The organism is Streptomyces sp. NPDC021019, from assembly GCF_044333295.1.
Taxonomy (GTDB): Bacteria; Actinomycetota; Actinomycetes; order Streptomycetales; family Streptomycetaceae; genus Streptomyces.
In genome coordinates this window covers 230,324-250,309 of record NZ_JBIRQR010000006.1, presented here as the reverse complement: position 1 = coordinate 250,309, position 19,986 = coordinate 230,324, and the positions used below count along the sequence as shown (strand labels likewise).

At 74.5% G+C, this 19,986-nt stretch carries 16 protein-coding genes and 1 pseudogene; 9 read left to right on the top strand and 8 right to left on the bottom strand.

What is annotated here, in order from left to right:
- Window positions 1-101: 101 nt before the first annotated feature.
- Window positions 102-1,106, top strand: coding sequence for a LacI family DNA-binding transcriptional regulator (locus ACH4RG_RS28330; RefSeq protein WP_397922101.1), 1,005 nt, complete (start codon window positions 102-104; stop codon window positions 1,104-1,106).
- Between the two features lie 22 nt (window positions 1,107-1,128).
- Here the strand turns inward: ACH4RG_RS28330 and ACH4RG_RS28325 are convergent, their stop codons facing one another.
- Together ACH4RG_RS28325 and ACH4RG_RS28320 are read right to left on the bottom strand one after the other, a co-directional pair.
- Entirely contained in the window at window positions 1,129-3,858 is a 2,730-nt protein-coding gene (locus tag ACH4RG_RS28325) for an FtsX-like permease family protein (protein ID WP_398540451.1), read from the bottom strand.
- The gene (locus ACH4RG_RS28320) at window positions 3,855-4,553 is read right to left on the bottom strand and encodes an ABC transporter ATP-binding protein (protein ID WP_397922493.1); all 699 of its coding nucleotides are present in this window, start codon (window positions 4,551-4,553) and stop codon (window positions 3,855-3,857) included. Before ACH4RG_RS28320 ends, ACH4RG_RS28325 begins: the two co-directional genes overlap by 4 nt.
- A gap of 179 nt (window positions 4,554-4,732) precedes the next feature.
- Between ACH4RG_RS28320 and ACH4RG_RS28315 the strand changes: the two genes are divergently transcribed.
- Window positions 4,733-5,965 (top strand): histidine kinase, encoded by a 1,233-nt coding sequence (locus ACH4RG_RS28315; protein WP_398540450.1) that lies wholly within the window; start codon window positions 4,733-4,735, stop codon window positions 5,963-5,965.
- Window positions 5,953-6,618 (top strand): response regulator transcription factor, encoded by a 666-nt coding sequence (locus ACH4RG_RS28310; RefSeq protein WP_073803877.1) that lies wholly within the window; start codon window positions 5,953-5,955, stop codon window positions 6,616-6,618. Before ACH4RG_RS28315 ends, ACH4RG_RS28310 begins: the two co-directional genes overlap by 13 nt.
- Before the next feature lie 15 nt (window positions 6,619-6,633).
- Here ACH4RG_RS28310 and ACH4RG_RS28305 read toward each other — a convergent pair whose 3' ends face one another.
- Window positions 6,634-7,026 (bottom strand): VOC family protein, encoded by a 393-nt coding sequence (locus ACH4RG_RS28305; RefSeq protein ID WP_397922107.1) that lies wholly within the window; start codon window positions 7,024-7,026, stop codon window positions 6,634-6,636.
- 78 nt (window positions 7,027-7,104) lie between these two features.
- On the opposite strand from ACH4RG_RS28305, the gene ACH4RG_RS28300 reads away from it, so the two are divergent.
- Complete coding sequence (locus ACH4RG_RS28300) at window positions 7,105-7,746, top strand: nucleoside/nucleotide kinase family protein (protein ID WP_398540449.1); 642 nt, start codon at window positions 7,105-7,107, stop codon at window positions 7,744-7,746.
- A 193-nt stretch (window positions 7,747-7,939) separates the two neighbouring features.
- Window positions 7,940-9,085: a M24 family metallopeptidase gene (locus ACH4RG_RS28295; protein WP_398540448.1), complete on the top strand. Its 1,146-nt coding sequence runs from the start codon at window positions 7,940-7,942 to the stop codon at window positions 9,083-9,085.
- Between the two features lie 21 nt (window positions 9,086-9,106).
- Here the strand turns inward: ACH4RG_RS28295 and ACH4RG_RS28290 are convergent, their stop codons facing one another.
- Together ACH4RG_RS28290 and treZ are read right to left on the bottom strand one after the other, a co-directional pair.
- Window positions 9,107-10,126: an aldo/keto reductase gene (locus ACH4RG_RS28290; RefSeq protein ID WP_397922113.1), complete on the bottom strand. Its 1,020-nt coding sequence runs from the start codon at window positions 10,124-10,126 to the stop codon at window positions 9,107-9,109.
- A gap of 91 nt (window positions 10,127-10,217) precedes the next feature.
- Entirely contained in the window at window positions 10,218-11,978 is a 1,761-nt protein-coding gene (gene treZ, locus ACH4RG_RS28285; RefSeq protein WP_398540447.1) for a malto-oligosyltrehalose trehalohydrolase, read from the bottom strand.
- Between the two features lie 214 nt (window positions 11,979-12,192).
- Here treZ and ACH4RG_RS28280 point away from each other — a divergent pair, with 214 nt between their 5' ends.
- Together ACH4RG_RS28280 and ACH4RG_RS28275 are read left to right on the top strand one after the other, a co-directional pair.
- A complete protein-coding gene (locus tag ACH4RG_RS28280; protein ID WP_398540446.1) occupies window positions 12,193-13,596 on the top strand; it encodes a GH1 family beta-glucosidase in 1,404 nt (467 codons plus the stop codon).
- A gap of 14 nt (window positions 13,597-13,610) precedes the next feature.
- Window positions 13,611-14,741, top strand: a complete 1,131-nt coding sequence (locus tag ACH4RG_RS28275) for an alpha-L-fucosidase (protein WP_397922119.1) — start codon at window positions 13,611-13,613, stop codon at window positions 14,739-14,741.
- Here ACH4RG_RS28275 and ACH4RG_RS28270 read toward each other — a convergent pair.
- Window positions 14,713-15,624 carry a GNAT family N-acetyltransferase gene (locus tag ACH4RG_RS28270; RefSeq protein ID WP_398540445.1) on the bottom strand — a complete coding sequence of 304 codons (912 nt, stop codon included), beginning with the start codon at window positions 15,622-15,624 and terminating at the stop codon, window positions 14,713-14,715. The two genes, ACH4RG_RS28275 and ACH4RG_RS28270, sit on opposite strands and share 29 nt — an antisense overlap.
- A 223-nt stretch (window positions 15,625-15,847) precedes the next feature.
- A pseudogene (locus ACH4RG_RS28265) lies at window positions 15,848-16,619 on the bottom strand (GNAT family N-acetyltransferase).
- A gap of 130 nt (window positions 16,620-16,749) precedes the next feature.
- Here ACH4RG_RS28265 and ACH4RG_RS28260 point away from each other — a divergent pair.
- On the top strand, window positions 16,750-17,433 hold the full coding sequence (locus ACH4RG_RS28260; protein WP_397922123.1) for a DUF1707 and FHA domain-containing protein: 684 nt from the start codon (window positions 16,750-16,752) through the stop codon (window positions 17,431-17,433).
- Window positions 17,434-17,442: 9 nt separating this feature from the next.
- On the opposite strand, the gene lpdA is transcribed toward ACH4RG_RS28260, so the two are convergent.
- Window positions 17,443-18,882: a dihydrolipoyl dehydrogenase gene (lpdA, locus tag ACH4RG_RS28255; protein WP_398540444.1), complete on the bottom strand. Its 1,440-nt coding sequence runs from the start codon at window positions 18,880-18,882 to the stop codon at window positions 17,443-17,445.
- A gap of 112 nt (window positions 18,883-18,994) precedes the next feature.
- Between lpdA and ACH4RG_RS28250 the strand changes: the two genes are divergently transcribed.
- Window positions 18,995-19,945: a LysR family transcriptional regulator gene (locus ACH4RG_RS28250; RefSeq protein WP_397922127.1), complete on the top strand. Its 951-nt coding sequence runs from the start codon at window positions 18,995-18,997 to the stop codon at window positions 19,943-19,945.
- Window positions 19,946-19,986 lie beyond the last annotated feature (41 nt).

Here is a 19,986-nt window from a genome sequence, read left to right as displayed (position 1 = left end):
CGAACGGAGCGAACGGGCTTCCGCCCCACAGTTACATCGATGCATGCAACGTTGCAATACCCGTGTGCGTGGAGTTCTGGCGCGCATGACACGATGCCGAGGTGAGCAGTCGTCTGAAGGACGTGGCAGCCCGAGCCGGAGTCTCCGTACGCACCGTCTCCAACGTGGTCAGCGGATCGGCGCCGGTGGCTGCGGAGACCCGCCGACGTGTACAGGAGGCGATCGACGAACTCGGCTATCGGCCCAACCTCGCTGCCCGGAGTCTGCGGGCCGGCCGCACCGGCATCATCGGCCTGGCCATTCCCGAACTGCACTCGCCCTACTTCGGCGAACTGGCCGCCCTCCTGCTGGACGAGGCCCGGCGACGCTCGTGGACCGTCGTCATCGACCAGACGCGGGGGGACGCGGAGGCCGAGCGCCGACTGCTCACCCCGGGCGGCGGACGCGTGGTCGACGGCCTCATCATCAGCCCCTGGGCGCTCGATCCCGCCGAACTCGCGGCCACCGGCCCGACGGTCCCCCTCGTCCTGCTCGGCGAGCGCGGTTCGCACGGAGCGGCCGATCGTGTCGCCGTCGACAACGTCGCCGCTGCCGAGGAAGCCACGGACCACCTGATCGGCCTCGGCCGGCGACGTATCGCCGCCATCGGCACGCAGCCGCATCTGCGCAACGGCACCGCCCGCCTGCGCGTGGAGGGCTACCGGCGTGCCCTGGACCGCGCCGGCCTTCCCCGGAACGAGGACGCGGAGCGTGCCGTGCCCGCCCTGCACCGGGCGGACGGCGCCCGGGCCATGACCGAACTGCTGGAGGGACCGGTCGCCCCCGACGCCGTGTTCGCCTTCAGCGACGAACTCGCCCTGGGCGCCCTGCACACAGCACACCGACGCGGCCTGCGCGTCCCCGAGGACGTCGCGATCGTCGGATTCGACGACATCGAGGACGGTCACTACAGCAATCCTCCGCTGACCACGATCTCACCGGCCAAGCAACAGATCGCCGAACGGTCCCTGCAATGCCTGGCCGACCGCATCTACAGCCCGGGCAACACGGTTCCCCCGCAGGAACTCATCGTGCCGCACCGCCTGATGACCCGCGGCACCACCTGAGCCCGGGCCCCCGGCCCGCCCCTCACCCCGCCCGGCGTCCCAGGGCGAAGCGTCCCCCGGCCGACGCGCCCGGGACCAGCGTCCCCGCCGCGGCGGCGAGCGCCACCGCCCCCGCGATCACCGCGTAGTGCACCGGTGGGAGATACGGGGCCGTGCCCGCCAGCGAGACGGCGAACGCGGTCAGCGGGACCGCGGCCACCGCCGTGCCGATCACCAGACCGGCGAACGTGACCATGCCGGTCTCCAGCACCAGCATCCGCCGCAGCTGTCGACGCCCCGTGCCGACCATCCGCAGCAGCCGGAACTCGCCCCGGCGGCCGATCGTGATCAGCGCCAGCGTGCTCACCACCGCCAGCAGCGCGAAGCCGCCGATCACCCCGACGCCGATGACGATCACGGCGTTGTCCCCGTCCGACACCGGCGGAGCGATCGCCACGTCGTCGCCCGTGGCGGCCCGCACCGCGACCCCGCCGCCGTACGGAGCCAGCGCCTCCCGCACCGCGGCCGCCGGGTCCGCACCGGACGCGGTCCCGGTCCCGGTCCGGATCAGTACGGCCTGGTCCCGTGCGGCCGAGACATGGCCAGCCAGCGCCTCGCGCGGGAAGAGGAACTCACCGATGCCCAGCTCGTGTTCGTACACCGCGACGACCCGCGGTTCCACCCGCGTACCGTCGCCGAGCCGCAGCGCGACCCGGTCCCCGGGGGAGACGTCGAGGCTCTTCGCCCGGTCCGCCCCGACCGCGACGGCGTCCCGCCCCGTGAGCCGGTCCAGATCGCCCGCCGTGACGCCGGGATCGAGCGTGCCGGACAGGCCGCGCGCCTCCACGCCCAGCACGGGCAGCCGGGTCAGCACCGGCTCGCCGGCCTGCCGGTCGGCCAGGACGACCGCCGAACGCAGCACCCCGGTCGCCGCCGTGACCCCCGGAGCCTCCCGCACCGCCAGGGCCGCTCCGGCGGGCAGCCCCGCCCCGCCGCCCGTCGCCACCAGGTCCGCCCGCAGCGCGGCGGACGCCTGGTGGCCGGCGGCCCGCTCCATCGTCGGCCCCGAGGCGAGCTGCACGCAGACGAACGCGACCACCAGCACGATGGGGGTGAACGCGGTGGCGAGCCGCCGGGTGTGCGCCGAGGCGGCCCGCTCGGCCAGAAACCCCGAGACCCCGCCCGCCTTCCGCAGCGGACGGCCCAGCACGCCCAGGACGATCCGGGAGATCCGGGGTCCCAGCAGGGCGACCGCGATCACGAGGGACATCGCCGCGCCCGAGGCGGCCGCGCCCGCAGCCTGACCGCTCTGCGTCGTCGCGACCCCCGCCGAGCTGATCCCTGCGAAGGCCAGCACCAACCCCGCCACCGTACGGAACCGTCCCGGCTCGCTCGGCTCGTCCGCCGTCGCCGCACCCAGCGCGGCGGCCGGCCGCAGCCGGGTGATGGACCGGGCCGCGAGCATCGCGACCGGCCGCGCGAGCAGCGCGACCAGCAGCCCGCCGGTCAGCGCCGCGGCGGGCGGCAACCACCACGGCACCGGCAGCGGCAGCGGACCGGTCGTCAGCAGCGAACGCATCGCGAGACCCAGCGGCACGGCACCGATGCCGCCCAGCAGCGCCGCCGCCGCTGACACCCGGCCCGCCTCCCGGCCGATCGCGGACCGCAGCTGACGGGGCGAGGCCCCCACCGCCCGCAGCAGCGCCAGCTCCCCGGACCGCTGGCGGATCGCCTGGGACAGCGTCGAGGCGATCACGAGGAGCGCCACCATCAGCACGGTGCCGGCGATCGAACCGAGCAGGCCCAGCTGATCGCCGCGTCCGCCGAGCGCGTCCACGTGCTCGGCCTCCCCGCGCTCCGCACCCGTCAGCACCCGCACCCCCCGGTCGGACCCGGGGACGCCCGAACGCTCCGGCAGGACCGCGCCGACCGCGTCCCGCAGCGCGTCCCGCGAGACGCCCGGCTCCGCGACCACGCCGATCGCGTCGATCCGGCCCGGGTGCCCGGCCAGGGCGGTCAGCCGGGGCTCGGTGAAGAACACGGCCGGGGAAGCGTCGCCCCCGTCGCCGGTGCGGGCGACCCCGCTGACGGTGTACGTCCGGGCGACTCCGTCGGCCCGCAGCACGACCCGCTCGCCCGGGGCGGGACCGCCCGCCGCGAGCGCAGCGTCCAGGACGACCTCGGTCGCCTCCCTGGGGGCCCGGCCCTCGGCCAGCTCGTACCGGGTGAGGACGGCGGACGGCCAGGAGCGGCCCACCGCCGGCCGCCCGTCGCCCGTGGACACCGGCACGGAATCGTCGGCGACGGCCTTCGCCACCCCGTCGGCCCCCGCCACCGCGGCCAGCACCGACCGGTCCAGGCGGGCCCGCTCGGGCAGGTACGCCGTCGTGGTCCGCGGTTCACTGCCCCACGGCTTCGCGGTGTACGACACCTTCTGGTCCGCCACCACCACCGCGTCCGCGCCGGTGTACCGCTGCACCGGCGGCGCGGCCACCAGCAGCGAGCCGACGACGAACGCGAACGCGCCGATCAGCGCGGCGGCCGCGCCCGTCGCCACGATCACCGCCGCCCAGGCCCGCCGGTGCGTGGCCAGCGACCGCCGGGCCAGGAACACCGACGCCCGCCGCGAACCCTGCCGCACCCCCAGCGACTCCCGCGCCGCCGTGCTCGCACGTCCGGTCCGTGCTCCCGACGGCTCCCGGGCCGCCACGCCCGTACGCCCGTCCGCTGCTTCCGACTGCTCCTGGGCCACCGGGCCCGTACGCCTTCTCATCGCAGCCGACCGCCGTCCATCGTCAGCACGGTGTCCGCCCAGCTCGCCGCCACCGGGTCATGGGTGACCATCACGACCGTGCGGCCCTCGATCCGTACGGCGTCCCGCAGCAGTGCCAGCACCAGCGCCGCGGACTCCGGGTCGAGGGAGGCGGTCGGCTCGTCCGCGAAGATCACCTCGGGCTCCGTCACCAGCGCCCGCGCCACCGCGACCCGCTGCTGCTGGCCGCCCGACAGCGTCGACGGCCCGTCGCCGCCGCGCCCCGCGAGACCCACCCGGGCCAGCAGCTCCCGCCCCCGCGCCAGCACGTCGGTGCCGCCCGGGTCCGCGCCGCCCAGCACCAGCGGCAGCACCACGTTCTCCTCGATGGACAGCGACGGCACCAGGTTGAGCGCGTGCGACTGGAAGACGAACCCGATCCGGTCCCGGCGCAACCGCGTCAGCGCGGCCTCCGAGAGCGACCCGAGATCCGTGCCGGCGATCCTGACCGTGCCCGAGGTCGGCCGGTCCAGGCCCGCCGCGACCTGGAGGAAGGTGCTCTTGCCCGACCCCGAGGGCCCGACCACCGCGGTGAAGCTTCCGGCCGGGACCCTGCAACTGACCCCGTCGAGCGCCGTCGTCCTCCGACTGCTCCCGCGCCGCCCGTAGCTCCGGCTCACCCCCTCCAGACCGAGCGCGGCCGCCTGCTCCACCATCGTCGTACCCACTGTTCGCCTCCACCGTCCCCGTACTGTTTGACCTGCTAGAACGCTATGAGACGGGGCGTCGCCGGGCGAGGGTGCGCACTACCGGACCGGGGGTGCAGCCAGCTCCACCCCCGGCCGGGGGACCGCCCCCCTCCGGCGGCGGGCCCGCCCCCGTACCGTGGGCTGCCATGAGCAGCTCGCCACCCGATCCCCTCACGCTCGCCGTCCGGCGTTCCTGGGACGCCTCGCGCTACCTCCTCGTCGGCATCGGGGTGGCGATGCTGACCTACGTCGGCGCGTTCCTGGTGGTGGCCGCCCTCCTGTTCGCCGTCGCGATCATCGGGCTGCCCGCGCTGCCGGAGGCCGCCACGCTGCTGCGCCGGGCCGCGTCGGCGGAGAGCCGCAGGGCGGCGGCCCGGCTCGGGCCGGGACACCGCCCCGCGTCGTATCCGCCGCTGGGCGGCGGCGAGCTGCCCGAACGGGTCCGGCGGACGCTCACCGACCGGACCACCTGGCGGCTCGCGCTCTGGCTGCCCGTCCAGTCGTTCTTCGGCATGGGGCTCGGCTACCTCACGATGATCCTGTGGCCCGTCGCCCTGCTGGTGGACGGCATCGCACTGTCCGTCGTGGGACTGGTGGACCGGCGGCGGGCCGACGAGTACGGCATCGAGCCGCCCGACCGGCCGGGCTGGGCACTGCGCTGGCACCCGGTGCTGGCCGACCTCTCGGCGGGCTGGACCATGGCCCTGCTCGCCCCGCCGCCCGCCGCCGAACTCACCGAGCGGATCGCCCACCTCACGGAGAGCCGGGCCGGCGCGGTCGCCGCGCACGGGGCCGAACTGCGGCGCATCGAGCGGGACCTGCACGACGGCGCCCAGGCCCGGATCGTCGCCCTGTCGATGCGGATCGGCCTCGCCAAACAGCTCCTCGACCGCGATCCGGCCGCCGCGCGAGCCCGCCTGGACGAGGCCCAGGACGGTGCCGAAGCCGCGCTCGCCGAGCTGCGTCACGTGGTGCGCGGCATCCACCCGCCGGTCCTCACCGACCGTGGACTGGCCGGTGCCGTACGGGCCCTGGCCGCCGATGTCGCCGTACCCGTCACGGTGGACCTGGGCGGGGTGGAGGACGGGCGGCGGCTGCCCGCCGCGATCGAGGCCGCCGCCTACTTCGTGGTCGCCGAGGCGCTCACCAACATCAGCAAGCACAGCGGCGCCACCGCCGCCCGGGTCCGCGTCGACCGGCCCCCCGGCATCCTGCGGGTGACCATCGGCGACGATGGTCACGGCGGCGCGGACGAACGCGCCGGCAGCGGGCTGGTGGGCATCCGGCGGCGGGTCGCCGCACTGGACGGCGCCACCCGCGTCAGCAGCCCCGCCGGGGGGCCGACGGACATCGAAGTGGAGCTGCCGTGCGGATCGTGATCGCCGAGGACAACGCCCTCCTGCGCGAGGGCCTCGTCCTCCTGCTCACCAGCTCCGGACACGAGGTGGTGGCCGACGCGGCGGCCGGCCCGGAGATCCTGCCCGCCCTGCTCGAACACCGCCCGGACGTCGCCGTGCTGGACGTACGGCTGCCGCCCACCTTCCGCGACGAGGGGCTGCGGGCCGCGATCGCCGCCCGTGCCGAACTGCCCGACCTGCCGATCCTGGTCCTGTCGCAGTACGTCGAGGAGACGTACGCCGCCGAGCTGCTCGCCCGGGGCGCCCGGGGCATCGGCTACCTGCTCAAGGACCGGGTGGGCCGGGTCGAGCAGTTCCTGGAGGCCCTGGACCGGGTGGCGGCGGGCGGCACCGCGCTCGACCCGGAGGTCGTCACCCAGCTCCTCACCCGCAAGTCCTCGGCGGGCCCGCTCCAGAGCCTCACCGCCCGGGAGCGCGAAGTCCTGGAACACATGGCGCAGGGCAAGGCCAACGCCACCATCGCCGCCGAACTCACCGTCTCCGAACGGGCGGTGAGCAAGCACATCGGCTCGATCTTCGCCAAGCTCGGCCTGGAACCGGACGACGGCGCCGTCCACCGCCGCGTCCTCGCGGTGCTGGCCTACCTGGAGGGCCGGGACGGGTTCACTCCCTGACAGGCCGGGGCGGGGTCAGGCGGCCGGCTGGAGCAGGTCCCAGCGGTTGCCGTAGAGGTCCTCGAAGACCGCGACGGAGCCGTACGTCTCGTGCCGGGGCTCCTCCAGGAACCGCACCCCGGCCGCCGCCATCCGGGCGTGGTCGGCCGCGAAGTCCTCGCTGTGCAGGAAGAAGCCGACCCGGCCGCCCGTCTGCGCCCCCACCGCCCCGCGCTGGACCTCGTCCTTCGCGCGGGCCAGCAGCAGCCCCGTGCCGGGCGCGGACCCGCGCGGGCGCACCACCAACCAGCGGGTGCCGTCGCCCCGGTCGGTGTCCTCAGCCACCTCGAAGCCGAGCGCGTCGCGGTAGAACGCGAGAGCCTCGTCGTAGTCGCGGACGACCAGGGTGACCAAGGCGATACGGGACATGGCGGGGGAGTCCTTCCATCGATGAGGTTATACGTAACACTAACGCCGAGGTGCTCGCCGTCGCGCACAATGCCCCGCATGGACATCCTGGACGGCACGACCACCGGCGGCCGGGCCGCGTTGACGGACCGGGCCCGCGCCCTCGCGGCGACCGGGGGGCGACGTCTCCTGGGGATCGCGGGTCCACCCGGAGCCGGGAAGTCCACCCTGGCGGAACGGCTCGTCGCGGCCCTGGACGGACGCGCGGCCCTCGTCCCGATGGACGGCTTCCATCTCGCCGCCGCCGAGCTGGAGCGCCTCGGCCGCGCCGACCGCAAGGGCGCCCCCGACACCTTCGACGCGGCCGGGTACGCGGCCCTGCTGCGGCGGCTGCGCGCACCGGACCCGGTGCACGCGGTCTACGCCCCGGCCTTCGACCGGTCCCTGGAGGAGCCGGTCGCGGGTTCGCTGCCCGTACCGCCGGACGTCCCGCTCGTCGTCACGGAGGGGAACTACCTGCTGCTCGACGACGGTCCCTGGGCTCCGGTGCGCGCCCTGCTGGACGAGGTGTGGTTCCTGGAACTCGACCCGGAGGTGCGGGTGCGCCGGCTCGTCGACCGTCATGTCCGCCACGGCAGACCCCGGCGTGGCGCGGAGGAGTGGGTGGCCCGGTCCGACGAGGCGAACGCCCGGCTGGTGGAGCGGGGCCGGAACCGGGCCGACCTGGTCGTGCGCCTCTGACCGACCGGTTGTTCCCGATGGCGCACGCCGGTCGTCTCCGACAGCGGCGGCCGGTCGTTGCTGACGGTCCGCCGGGCGCCTCCGACGGCCCGCCGGCGGTGCCGAGGTCCGCCACATTCCGGCAAGCCGGTCGCGCACGCTCCGCCGGGCGGGCAGGATGTTGTGTGCCGTGTCGCACCGCCAGGAGGCCCTGATGTCCAGCCCGAGCCCGACCGCCCAGCAGTCCGCCCCACCGCCCTTCACCGCCGACGACTACCGGGCCCGGATGGCGCGCGCCGCCGAGTCCGCCGCCGAGGCCGGGCTCGCCGGGGTGATCGTCGCGCCGGGCCCCGACCTCGTCCACCTCACCGGCTACCGCCCCGCGAGCACCGAACGCCTCACGCTCCTCGTGCTGCGGGCCGGCCAGGACCCGGTCCTGGTGGTTCCGACCCTGGAGGCCCCCGACGCGGCCGCCGCCACCGGGGCGCCGGCTCTCACCCTGCGGGACTGGACCGACGGCAAGGACCCGTACGCGGTGACCGCCCCGCTGCTGGACGCCGAGGGCCGCTTCGGCGTCAGCGACAACGCCTGGGCGATGCATCTGCTCGGCCTCCAGCGGGAGCTGCCCGGCACCTCCTACACCGCGCTCACCGAAGCGCTCCCGATGCTCCGCGCGGTCAAGGACGCCGCCGAGCTGGAACGGCTCAGCGCCGCCGGGGCCGCCGCCGACGCCACGTACGAGGAGATCCTCAAGGTGCGCTTCTCCGGCCGCCGCGAGGTCGACGTGGCCACCGATCTGGCCGCCCTCCTCCGCGAGTTCGGGCACTCCCAGGTCGACTTCACCGTCGTGGGCTCCGGCCCGAACGGCGCCAACCCGCACCACGAGGCCGGGACACGCACCATCGAGCGCGGCGACATGGTCGTCCTCGACTTCGGCGGCCTCAAGCACGGCTACGGCTCCGACACCTCCCGTACGGTCCACGTCGGCGAGCCCACCGCCGAGGAGCAGCGCGTCCACGACATCGTCCGCGAGGCCCAGCAGGCGGGCTGCGCCGCCGTCCGGCCCGGCGTCGCCTGCCAGGAGATCGACCGGGCCGCCCGCGCGGTGATCACCGAATTCGGCTACGGCGAACGGTTCATCCACCGCACCGGCCACGGCATCGGCGTCACCACCCACGAGCCGCCCTACATGATCGAGGGCGAGGAGCAGCCGCTGGTGCCCGGCATGTGCTTCTCCGTGGAGCCGGGCATCTACCTCCCGGGCCGCTTCGGGGTCCGGATCGAGGACATCGTGGCCGTCACCGAGGACGGCGGGCGGCGGCTCAACACCACCGCCCGCGAACTGGCCGTCGTCGAGTAGCCGGCCCCGGGCCTCCCCGGCTCAGTCGTCGCGCGGCTCCCGGTCACGGAAGCGGTGCAGGACGTCGTACGGGTAGGGCAGCGGCCGGGCGCTCGCCGCGTCCAGCCGCTCGGCCTGCTCCGCCGTCAGCTCCCAGCCCGCCGCGCCGAGACTGTCGGCCAGCTGTTCCGCCGTCCGTGCCCCGACGATCGGCGCGGTGACGCCGGGACGGCCGAGCAGCCAGCGCAGCGCGGTCTGCGCCGGGGTGCGGCCCGCCTCCCCGGCCACCGCGACGACCGCCTCCACGACCCGCCAGGTCTCCTCGTTGTCCCGCTCCCGCCAGGCCTCCCGGCCCAGCTCCTCCTGGTAGCGGGCCTCCCGGGTGCCCGGTGCGGCGGCGGTCATCCCGCGCCGGTACTTGCCGGTCAGCCAGCCGCCCTGGAGCGGGCTCCACGGGATGATGCCGACGCCCTCCGCCGCGCTGACGGGGACCAGCTCCCACTCGATCTCGCGCGCCAGCAGGTTGTACAGCGGCTGGAGGGACACGTACCGCTCCCAGCCGTTCCGGTCCGCGAGGTCCTGGGAACGCTGGAGCTGGGAGGCGGAGACGTTGCTCGCGCCGAGATAGCGGACCTTGCCCGCCTTCACCAGGGTGTCCAGGGTGGAGAGCGTCTCCTCGACCGGCGTCGTCGCGTCCCACACATGCGTCTGGTACAGGTCGATGTGGTCCGTGCCGAGACGGCGCAGGCTCGCCTCCACCGCCGACACGATGTGCTTGCGGCTCAGCCCGCCCGCGTTCGGGGACTCGCCCATCGTCCCGAACACCTTGGTGGCGATGACGAGATCGTCGCGCCTGCGGCCCTTCAGCCACCGGCCGACGATCTCCTCGGAGACACCCTGGTTGTACACGTCGGCGGTGTCGACGAACGTGCCGCCCGCCTCCGTGAACGTGTCGAGGATCCGGTGGGCGGCCGCCTCGTCGGTGTCCTGGCCGAACGTCATCGTGCCCAGGCACAGCTCGCTGACGCGCAGTCCCGAACGTCCCAGGAATCGCTGCTTCATGGTGGTCCTCCCGTGGTTTCGTGTGCTGCCCCGAACGCTACGAGCTGAAGTGCACGCGAAGGCAAGAAAGCTGACGGCTGGCCGGTATCGTTCAGTCGTCGGCCAGGACCACGCACGACTCCGGCGGCAGATGCAGGACTCCGTCCGCCCCCGGGACCTCCACCGGCTCCCAGGCCGCCAACACCCTTCCGCCGAAGCGCCGGTGACGGCCGGAACCCAGCGGGACGGCGGCCGGCCCGTCCGCGAGGTTCACCGCGATCCGCAGATCGCCCCTGCGGTACGCCAGCCAGCGCGCGTCCTCGTCGAACGCCGTCTTCACCGAGGCCAGGTCGGGATCGTGCAGATCCGGCAACGTGCGCCGCAGCGCGATCAGTTCGCGGTACCAGGCGAGCAGGCGCCCGTGCGGTTCGCGTCCCGGCTCGGACCAGTCGAGACAGGACCGGTCCCGGGTCGCGGGGTCCTGGGGGTCGGGGATCTCCTCCCGGGCCCAGCCGTGCGCGCCGAACTCCCGCCGCCTGCCGTTGCGTACGGCCTCGGCCAGGTCCGGGTCCGTGTGGTCGGTGAAGAACTGCCAGGGGGTCCGCGCCCCCCACTCCTCGCCCATGAAGAGCATCGGCGTGAACGGACCCGTCAGCACCAGAGCCGCCGCGCAGGCCTGGAGCCCGGGGGTCAGGGAGGCGGCCAGCCGGTCGCCGAGCGCCCGGTTGCCGATCTGGTCGTGCGTCTGCGCGTAGCCCACGAATCGGTGGGCCGGGGTGCGCGTCACGTCGACCGGACGGCCGTGGGTGCGGCCCCGGAAGGTGGAGAAGGTCCCGTTGTGGAAGAACCCGGACGTCACCGTCTTGGCGAGGGCGGCGAGCGGAGCGCGGGCGAAGTCGGCGTAGTAGCCCTGGGACTCGCCGGTGAGCGCGGTGTGCAGGGCGTGGTGGAAGTCGTCGTTCCACTGGGCGTGCAGCCCGAGGCCGCCCGCCGGACGCGGGGTCGTGGTGCGCGGGTCGCAGAGGTCGGACTCGGCGATCAGTCCGAGCGGCCTGCCCACCTCGACCGCCAGCGCGTCGACCGCCGCCGACAGCTCCTCCAGGAAGGGGAGCGCCCGGGTGTCGGCCAGCGCGTGCACCGCGTCGAGCCGCAACCCGTCGAGCCGGTAGTCGCGCAGCCAGGCCAGGGCGCTGCCCAGCAGGAACGCCCGCACCTCGTCGGAGCCCGGCGCGTCCAGATTGACCGCCGCGCCCCACGGGGTGTGGTGGGTGTCGGTGAAGTACGGGCCGAAGGCGGGCAGATGGTTCCCGGACGGGCCCAGGTGGTTGTGGACGACGTCCAGAACCACCCCGAGCCCCAGCCCGTGCGCCGTGTCGACCAAGCGCTTCAGCCCCTCGGGTCCGCCGTGCGGCTCGTGCACCGCCCACAGCGAGACGCCCTCGTACCCCCAGCCGTTGACGCCCGGGAACGGGCAGACGGGCATCAGCGACACATGGGTGACGCCCAGCTCGGCCAGATGGCCCAGCCGCGCCGCCGCCGCGTCGAAGGTGCCCTCGGGTGTGTACGTCCCCACGTGCAGCTCGTACAGCACCGCGCGGTTCAGCCGCCGCCCCGCCCACGCCTCGCGCCAGGCGTACGCCTCCTGGTCGACGACCGCGCTCGGGCCGTCGGGCCCGTCCGGCTGACGCCGCGAACGGGGGTCCGGCAGCAGGGGGCCCTCGTCCAGCCGGAACCCGTACCGGGCCCCGTCCGAGGCCTCCGCCTCGGCCGTCCACCACCCCTCGCGCCCCGCATCACGCTCCATCGGGCACCGGACGCCCGCCGCCTCCAGCACGACGGAGTCCGCCTCGGGGGCCCACACCTCGAACTGCATCCACCACTCCTCGTCCCTGGGCGGGGCGCGCGGCCGCCCGCGGCCGGGCTCCACGATCCACGCGACAGGCTCTGTTGCCGCCCGCCACCGGCGATTAAGGTCTGGTCCTGATCATTGCCCGGCGAGGCGCCCGCTCATACGGATTCCGCTCACACGTACTGGTTCTGCTGACACGCACTGGTTTCGTTCATGCGTATGGCTGCTGGAGGCCGCGATGACCCTGCCGATGTTCCCTCCCGGCTTCCTCTGGGGAGCCTCCGCCTCCGCCTTCCAGACCGAGGGGGCGGTGGACGCGGACGGCAAGGGCCCCTCCGGCTGGGACGCCTTCGCCGCGCTGCCCGGGCGGATCAAGGACGGCACCGACACCACCCGGGGCACGGGCTTCCACGCCCGCTACCGCGAGGACGTCGCCCTGCTGGCCGGGCTCGGCGCCGACGCCTTCCGGTTCTCCGTCAGCTGGCCGCGCGTGGTGCCCGGCGGCAGCGGAGCCGTCAACGCCGACGGGCTCGACTTCTACGACCGGCTCGTCGACGAGCTCTGCGCCCACGGCATCACCCCCGCCCCGACCCTCTACCACTGGGACACCCCGCTCCCGCTCGAGGAGGCGGGCGGCTGGCTCGACCGGGACACCGCCTACCGCTTCGCCGAGTACGCGGGCATCGTCGCCGAACGCCTCGCCGACCGCGTCCCCATGTGGATCACGGTCAACGAGCCCGCCGAGGTCACGCTCCTCGGCTACGCGCTGGGCGAGCACGCCCCCGGCCGCACCCTCCTCTTCGACGCCCTGCCCGCCGCCCATCACCAGCTCCTCGCCCACGGCCTCGCGGTCCGCGCCCTGCGCGCGGCCGGCGCGGACAACATCGGCGCCGCACTCTCGCACGCCCCCGTCTGGACGGCGGGTGACACCGACGAGGACCGCCTCGGCGCGGAGCTGTACGACACGCTCACCAACTGGCTCTTCGCCGACCCGGTCCTCACCGGCCGCTACCCGGACGAGAACCTAGCCGCCCTGATGCCGGGCCCGGTCGCCGACGACCTCAAGGTCATCTCCACCCCGCTCGACTGGTACGGCGTGAACTACTACAACCCCACCCTCGTCGGAGCACCCGGGCCGGAGGCGCCGGCCACCTTCTCCGGCTTCACGATGCCCGCGGAACTCCCCTTCGGTATACGGGAGATCGAAGGGTACGAGAAGACCGACTTCGGCTGGCCCGTCGTCCCCGAGGGGCTGACCGAGATCGTCACCGCGCTCCACACCCGCTACGGCGACCGCCTCCCGCCGCTGTACATCACCGAGAACGGCTGCGCCCTGGAGGAGCCCCACGCGGACGACCGCCGCATCGCCTACCTGGAGAGCCACCTGAGGGCCCTGCGCGCGGCGATGGACGCCGGGGTGGACGTGCGCGGCTACTTCACCTGGTCGCTCACCGACAACGTGGAGTGGACCGAGGGCGCCTCGCAGCGGTTCGGCCTGGTCCACATCGACTACGAGACCCTGACCCGTACGCCCAAGCGGTCCTACGCCTGGTACCGCGACCTGATCCGCGCACAGAAGGCGCAGACGGCGCAGAAGCGGAATCCGGCGGTCGAGGGGGCTTTCGCGGCTCCCCATGAATGATCAATACTCCCGCCATGGTCGCTTCATGGTGGTCCCGGGCCCAACTGGGGATCTTCGTCCACTGGACACCCGCATCCGTTCCCGGCTGGGCCCCGCCCCACGTCCCCGCCGCCGAACTCCCGGCGGCGGGCCGGCGTGCCCCGCTGGGCTGGACCTCGTACGCCGAGTGGTACGAGAACGCGCTCCGCTTCCCCGGCTCCCCGGTCGCCGCCCACCACCGCGCCACCTATGGGAAGCGCCCCTACACGGAGTTCGGCCGCGACTTCGAGGACGGGCTCGCCGGCTGGGACCCGGCGGCCTGGGCCCGCGCCTTCCGCGAGGCGGGCGCCGGCTACGCGGTCCTGGTGACCAAGCACCACGACGGGTTCTGCCTCTGGCCCTCGGAGACGCAGAACCCGCACCGCGCCGGCTGGCACACCACCCGGGACGTGGTGGGCGAGTTCGCCGAAGCCGTACGGGCCGAGGGCCTGCGCTTCGGCGTCTACTACTCCGGCGGGCTCGACTGGACCTTCGACGACCGGCCCATCGGCACCGCCGCCGACATGTTCTCCGCCGTCCCGCGCGGGAGCTACCCCGCCTACGCCGACGCCCAGCTGCGGGAGCTGATCCGCCGCTACCGGCCCGACATCCTCTGGAACGACATAGCCTGGCCCGCCTCCGCCGACGAGATCCGCTCCCTGGTCGACTTCTACCGCTTCACCGTCCCGCACGGCGTCGTCAACGACCGGCTGCTGCCCTACGCCCCGCACTGGCGGGGCCTGAACCTGCCCGGCGCGAAGGCGCTGTACAACTGGTGGGACCGCCGGACGGTGGCGCAGGGCGAGGGTTTTGTCCCGCGCACACCGCCCGTCTTCGACTTCCGCACCCCGGAGTACGCCCGCTACGAGGGCTCCGACCCGTACGAGATCACCCGGGGCGTCGACCACAGCTTCGGCTACAACCGGGCCTCGGGGGCCGACGCCTTCATCGGCCGCGAAGCCCTCACCTCACTGGTCCGCGACACGGCGGCCGACGGCGGGAACGTCCTGCTCAACGTGGGGCCGCGCGGAGAGGACGCGACGATCCCCGCCGAGCAGCTCCTCCGCCTGGAGTGGCTGGCCGAGGAGGCGGGGGCGCTCACGCCAGGTGGACCCACTCCTGGATGACCGGGTACCCGGCGCGGGCGAACGCGGCGGCCATCGGCACGTTCCCCTGGTCCGTCGCGCCCGCGACGAACTCGGCGCCCTGCTCGACCAGGAAGCGCGTGCACTCCACCAGCAGGTCGTAGCCGTAGCCGTGCCCGCGCGCCTCGGGGACGACCCCGATGAAGCCGACGCAGGGCCCCGACGGGTTGTGCGCGGGCACCTGGATGCCCGCCACCTCGCCGTCCGGCGTGTAGGCCAGCCGCAACCACTCCCGCGGCGAGGGGCACCAGTGGAAGAAGTCCAACTCCTCCTGGGCCGCCGCCGCCAGACCGCCGGGGCCCTCGATGGCCTTGCGGGCGTGGGCGTCCAGCGTGGCCGAGTGCACGCGGCGCAGCACATCGAGGACGACCGCGTCGTCCGGCTCGGGGCGGAAGGTGAGCCGCCCGGTCCGCTCCGGCAGCGGGCGGTCGGGGGTCCACCGATAGCGGTAGCGCTCGACCAGCGGCTTCATGCCGACCGCCGTCGCGGCGGCGACCCGCGCCTCGACCGCGGCCCGCACCGCCGGGTCGTCCCGCCACCCGGCGGGTGCGATGACCTCGTACTCCTTGTCGAACGGGGCGCGGCGCAGGAGTTCGGCGCCCGCCTCCGCCTCCCCGTCCGCGAAGTCGAACCAGTTGAGCACGACGGGCTCGGTGTCCTCGGGCCCGCCCCACCAGGCGGCCCTCGCGATCACGGTGTCGTCGCGCAGGGCGACCCAGGACCAGTCGGGGCGGTACTCGCCGCCGTCGACCGTCGAGGTGTACGCGTGGCCGAAGGCGGCCCGGCCGACGAAGGGGCTGTCCTCGAACGTGGTGAAAAGTGCGGCGTCGCTCGGGGTGAGCGCGCGGATGACCGGATCGGTCATGGAATGTCCTCCGGGACGGATTGCCGCGCTCCCGGTCAGACGAGGTCCGACACCGTCCGGCGGACGGGACGGGAGCGCGAAAGTGACGTACTGCGGATGGTGGTGCGGATGTTCCTGCGCACGTGTCCCGCCTCCTTCCACGACCGGTTCCGATGTCGGTGCCGACCGTAGCCGCCCCCGCGCCCGCCGTCCAACGGATTAACGGGCGGAGCAGCGGTGGGGCTCAGCGGGGGTTGTCCCACACCATGGTGAACGCCCGCTCGAAGTTGACGTACCCGAGACGCTCGAAGGACTTCGCCATCGGCACGTTGCCGAGGTCCGTCGCCGCCCGGATCCGGTCCACGTCCTCGGCCGCCAGCACCCGGGTGCCCTCGGCGAGGAGGTCGTCGATGTAGCCGTGCCCGCGCCGGGCGGGCAGCACCCCGATGTAGGCGATGATCGGGTTGTAGTTGTTGCGCGCGGGGACGACGAAGCCGACCGGCGACCGGACGGATCACCAGCCGGCCGGAGTCCTCGGGCGCCGGCGTACCGGCCCGCCACTCCAGCCGCAGCCGCTCCACCAGCATCCGGGCCCCGGTCTCCTCCATCACCCGGATCCGCGCTTCCACGACGTCCCGGGCGACCGGGTCCTCGTGCCAGTCCGGCGGCACGAACCGCCCGTACTCGGGCCGCTCCGCACCAGCGGGCAGCACGGCCGCCGTCGCCGTCTCCAGCAGCCGGACGCCGATCGCGACACGCTCCGGGACCGGGAGGGTGTCGTCCAGGTCGAAGAAGTCCAGCGCCAGCGGCTTGTTGCCCGCCGCGTCGCACCAGGCCGCCCTGGCGACGACCCGCTCCCCGTCCAGGGCGACCCACATCCACGCCGGGACGCGGCGCCCGGTGGCGAGGTCGTCGGCCAGCTCATGGTCGAGAACATGCGAAAGGCCGCGGAACAGGTCGAGTTCGTCGGGCCCGGACAGCGGACGGGCCGTCAACCGGGGTGGAGCAGAGGTCACAGAGTCTCCTCGTGGTGGATGAGCGGCAGACCCCCGGCAAGAGGCCCCGCCGGGAGCGACGCAGGTCAGCGCGGGAGGAAACTCGGCCTCACCTGGACACCCCGGGCCCATCGGCCCGACAATCGTCGACGTGACGTCCTCCTTCGAGTTCCACACGAGTCCCGCGCGGCTGTCGGACGCCCAGCGCGACCGTGTCCTCGGCGTGCTCAGAGACGGCGCGGCACAGGGCAAGCTGTCGCACGACACCTTCATGCGGCGCATGGAGCTCGCCCTGGTGGCCCGGCGCCCGGAGGAGCTCGCGGCCCTGACCTCCGACCTGGAAGCCGGCGGCGGCTGGTCCCAGGGACTGGTCCGCGCGGTGGGCGGGATCTCCGCCTTCCCCGGGCGGCTGCGCCGCGCGTGGCAGACCGAAAGGCTCCCCAAGCTGCTGCTCCCCGCCCCCGGCCCGTACCCGCTGCTGATCGGCCGCGACCCGGCCAACGGACTGCGCCTCAACCACGAGACGGTCTCCCGGCTGCACGCCGAACTCTCCGCGCGGAACGGCCGCTGGGTGCTGCGCGACCTCGGCTCCACCAACGGCACCTGCGTCAACGGCCAGCGGCTCGTCGGCTCCATCCCGGTGCGGGACGGGGACCAGGTGAGCTTCGGCCGGATGAGCTTCCGCCTCACCGCGCCGGCCCCCCGTCCGCCCGAGCTTCCGCCGCCCGTGCCCCGCTCGTCCGCGCAGCCGCCCGAGCTTCCGCCGCCCGTGCCCCGGCCGTCCGCCCACCCGCCCGAGCCGCCACCGCCCCACCCCGGCCACCCGCCCGCCTGACCCCCCGGGTCAGTGCTGCTGGTGCAGCCCGCGCCCGGCCAGCGTCAGAAACGCCTCGCCGACCGCCTCCGAGAGCGTCGGATGCGGATGGACGTGGTGGGCGACATCGGCGGGCTCGGCGTCCCAGCCGACCACGAGCTGACTCTCCGCGATCATCTCCGAGACGTGCGGGCCGACCAGATGCACGCCCAGCACCCGGCCCGCCCGCTCCGCCACCACCTTCACCAGACCACCCCTGCCGTGCACCATGCCCTTGGCGACGGCGGTCAGCGGCAGGGCGTTCACCACCACGTCGTGCCCCGCGTCCCGGGCCTGCGCCTCGGTCAGCCCCACCGCGGCCGTCTGCGGCGAGGAGTACGTGACCCGGGGAACGGTGGCGTAGTCGATCGGGGAGGTACGCAGCCCGGCCAGTGTCTCCGCCACCAACAGCCCCTCGGCGAACGAGGCGTGGGCCAGTCCGGGCGACGGCGGCGGCAGCAGGTCGCCCACCACGTGGATGCCCGGCACCGCCGTCTCCAGCCGCGACCAGTCGGCGGGCGCCACATGGCCCCGCCCGTCCGTGGCCAGCCCCGCCGCCGCGAGCCCCAGCCCCTCCGTCATCGGCTCCCGGCCCACCGCGACCAGCAGCCGCTCGGCCGCCACCGTGACGCTCTCGCCCCGGGAGGTCCGCACGGCGGCCCGCACCCCCTCCTCCACCACCGCCCACTCCAGCAGCCGCGCCCCCGCCTCCACCCGGACGCCCCGCTTCCGCAGCCCCCGCAGCAGGTGCCGCGACACCTCCGCGTCCTCCAGCGGGACCAGCCGGTCCGCGGCCTCCACCAGGGTGACCTCGGCCCCCATCGACCGGTGGAACGAGGCGTACTCCACGCCGATCGCCCCGCCCCCGACCACCAGCACGGACCCGGGCAACCCCGGCGCGAACAGCGCGTCGTCGCTCGTCACCACCCGCCGCCCGTCCACCGCCGGCCCCGGCAGCATCCGGGGCCGCGACCCGGTCGCCAGCACCACGCCCCGCCGTGCCACGACCTCGCCGTAGCCGTCGATCCGTGCCGAGCGCGGGCCCGTCAGCTCGGCGCTGCCACGCACCACCTCGACCCCGGCCCGCGCGAGTTGCGCCTCGACCCCGCGGTGGTTGCGGGCCACGATGTCGTCCCGGGTCGCCACCAGGGCGGGCCAGTCCACCGCGTCGAGCGTCGCCTTCACCCCCCACCGCTCCCGGGCCTCGGCGATGCCGTCGACGAGTTCGGCGGCGTGTAGCATCGCCTTGCTCGGAATGCAGCCGCGGTGCAGACAGGTGCCGCCGACCGCGTCCCGCTCGGCGAGCACGACGCTCATCCCCAGGGCCGCCGCGCGCAACGCCGTCGCATAGCCGCCGGTCCCGCCGCCGATGACCAGTACGTCCGTGGTGCTCCCGCTCTTGTCGATCTTCTCCGCGTTCGTCAGCGTCATGGGTCCCACCCTCGCCCCCGCCCCGGTCATGCGTCCAAGGCAGAATGCGTGTGGAGTCGATGCACAACGTTCATGGGACGGGATGCGTGAAGTCCCCGGAAAGGTGCGGTGCATGAGTCTGCGTCAGATGGAGTACTTCGTCGCGGTGGTCGAGGAGTCCTCCTTCACCCGCGCCGCCGAGCGGCTCCACGTCACCCAGCCCGCCCTCTCCCACCAGATCAAGGCGCTGGAGAGGACCGTCGGGGGCGAGCTGCTGGAACGGCTGCCGCGCGGCGTCCTGCTCACCCCGATGGGCCGGGCCTTCCTGCCGCACGCCGAACGCTCCGTCCGCAGCGCCGCCCAGGCCCGCCGCGCGGCCCGCGCCGCCGCCGGGGCGGAGGGCGGCGAACTGCACATCGCCACCGTGCACTCGGTGGCCGTCGGCATCCTCCCCGACGTCTTCGCCCACTGGCGGCGTGCCCATCCTGGCGTGCGCCTCGTCCTCCACGAGTACGCGACCACCGAGGCGCTGGAGGACGAGGTGGAGCGCGGCGTCGCCGACCTGGCCGTCGGACCGCTGCCGGCGCGCTGGACCGGCCCCGTCGTCCCGGTGGGGGAGGAGGAGATCGTCCTCGTCGTCCCGTTCGACGACCCGCTGGCCGGGCGTCCCTCGGTCGCCCTCCACGAGCTCGCCGACCGGTTCTGGGTGCGGTGCGCCATGGAGCCGATCATCGACGGCCGCCCCTTCCTGGAAGGGGTCTGCGAGGCGGCGGGCTTCGCGCCCCGTACGGCGGTGTGGACCGAGCACACCTCCACAGCCGTCCGGATGGCGGCGGCCGGCGTCGGTGTGGCCACGGCCGCCGCCCACCTCGTCCGGAGCGCGATCGGCGAGGAGTGCGCGGTGCTCGGCGTCGACCCGCCCTGGCTGCGACCCATGGGAGTCTTCTCCCGGGTGGCGCTGACCGGGGCGGCGGCGGCCTTCACGGAACTGCTCGGCTCCCTCCCCACCGCCGGGATCCGCCCGCCCGGGACCCGTCGTCGGACTGCGGCCTGCACCGCCCTCCGGGCGACGACGGGAGTTTGACGACAGACCCTGGCCCCGCAACTTTCTCACCCGAACGGCCG

Bases quoted from the DNA above. Each gene is read 5' to 3' on its own strand.
- ACH4RG_RS28325 (WP_398540451.1), bottom strand. From the start codon at position 3,858: ATGAGAAGGCGTACGGGCCCGGTGGCCCAGGAGCAGTCGGAAGCAGCG.
- ACH4RG_RS28320 (WP_397922493.1), bottom strand. From the start codon at position 4,553: ATGGTGGAGCAGGCGGCCGCGCTCGGTCTGGAGGGGGTGAGCCGGAGC.
- ACH4RG_RS28315 (WP_398540450.1), top strand. From the start codon at position 4,733: ATGAGCAGCTCGCCACCCGATCCCCTCACGCTCGCCGTCCGGCGTTCC.
- ACH4RG_RS28305 (WP_397922107.1), bottom strand. From the start codon at position 7,026: ATGTCCCGTATCGCCTTGGTCACCCTGGTCGTCCGCGACTACGACGAG.
- ACH4RG_RS28300 (WP_398540449.1), top strand. From the start codon at position 7,105: ATGGACATCCTGGACGGCACGACCACCGGCGGCCGGGCCGCGTTGACG.
- ACH4RG_RS28295 (WP_398540448.1), top strand. From the start codon at position 7,940: ATGTCCAGCCCGAGCCCGACCGCCCAGCAGTCCGCCCCACCGCCCTTC.
- ACH4RG_RS28290 (WP_397922113.1), bottom strand. From the start codon at position 10,126: ATGAAGCAGCGATTCCTGGGACGTTCGGGACTGCGCGTCAGCGAGCTG.
- treZ (WP_398540447.1), bottom strand. From the start codon at position 11,978: ATGCAGTTCGAGGTGTGGGCCCCCGAGGCGGACTCCGTCGTGCTGGAG.
- ACH4RG_RS28280 (WP_398540446.1), top strand. From the start codon at position 12,193: ATGACCCTGCCGATGTTCCCTCCCGGCTTCCTCTGGGGAGCCTCCGCC.
- ACH4RG_RS28275 (WP_397922119.1), top strand. From the start codon at position 13,611: ATGGTCGCTTCATGGTGGTCCCGGGCCCAACTGGGGATCTTCGTCCAC.
- ACH4RG_RS28270 (WP_398540445.1), bottom strand. From the start codon at position 15,624: ATGACCGATCCGGTCATCCGCGCGCTCACCCCGAGCGACGCCGCACTT.
- lpdA (WP_398540444.1), bottom strand. From the start codon at position 18,882: ATGACGCTGACGAACGCGGAGAAGATCGACAAGAGCGGGAGCACCACG.
- ACH4RG_RS28250 (WP_397922127.1), top strand. From the start codon at position 18,995: ATGAGTCTGCGTCAGATGGAGTACTTCGTCGCGGTGGTCGAGGAGTCC.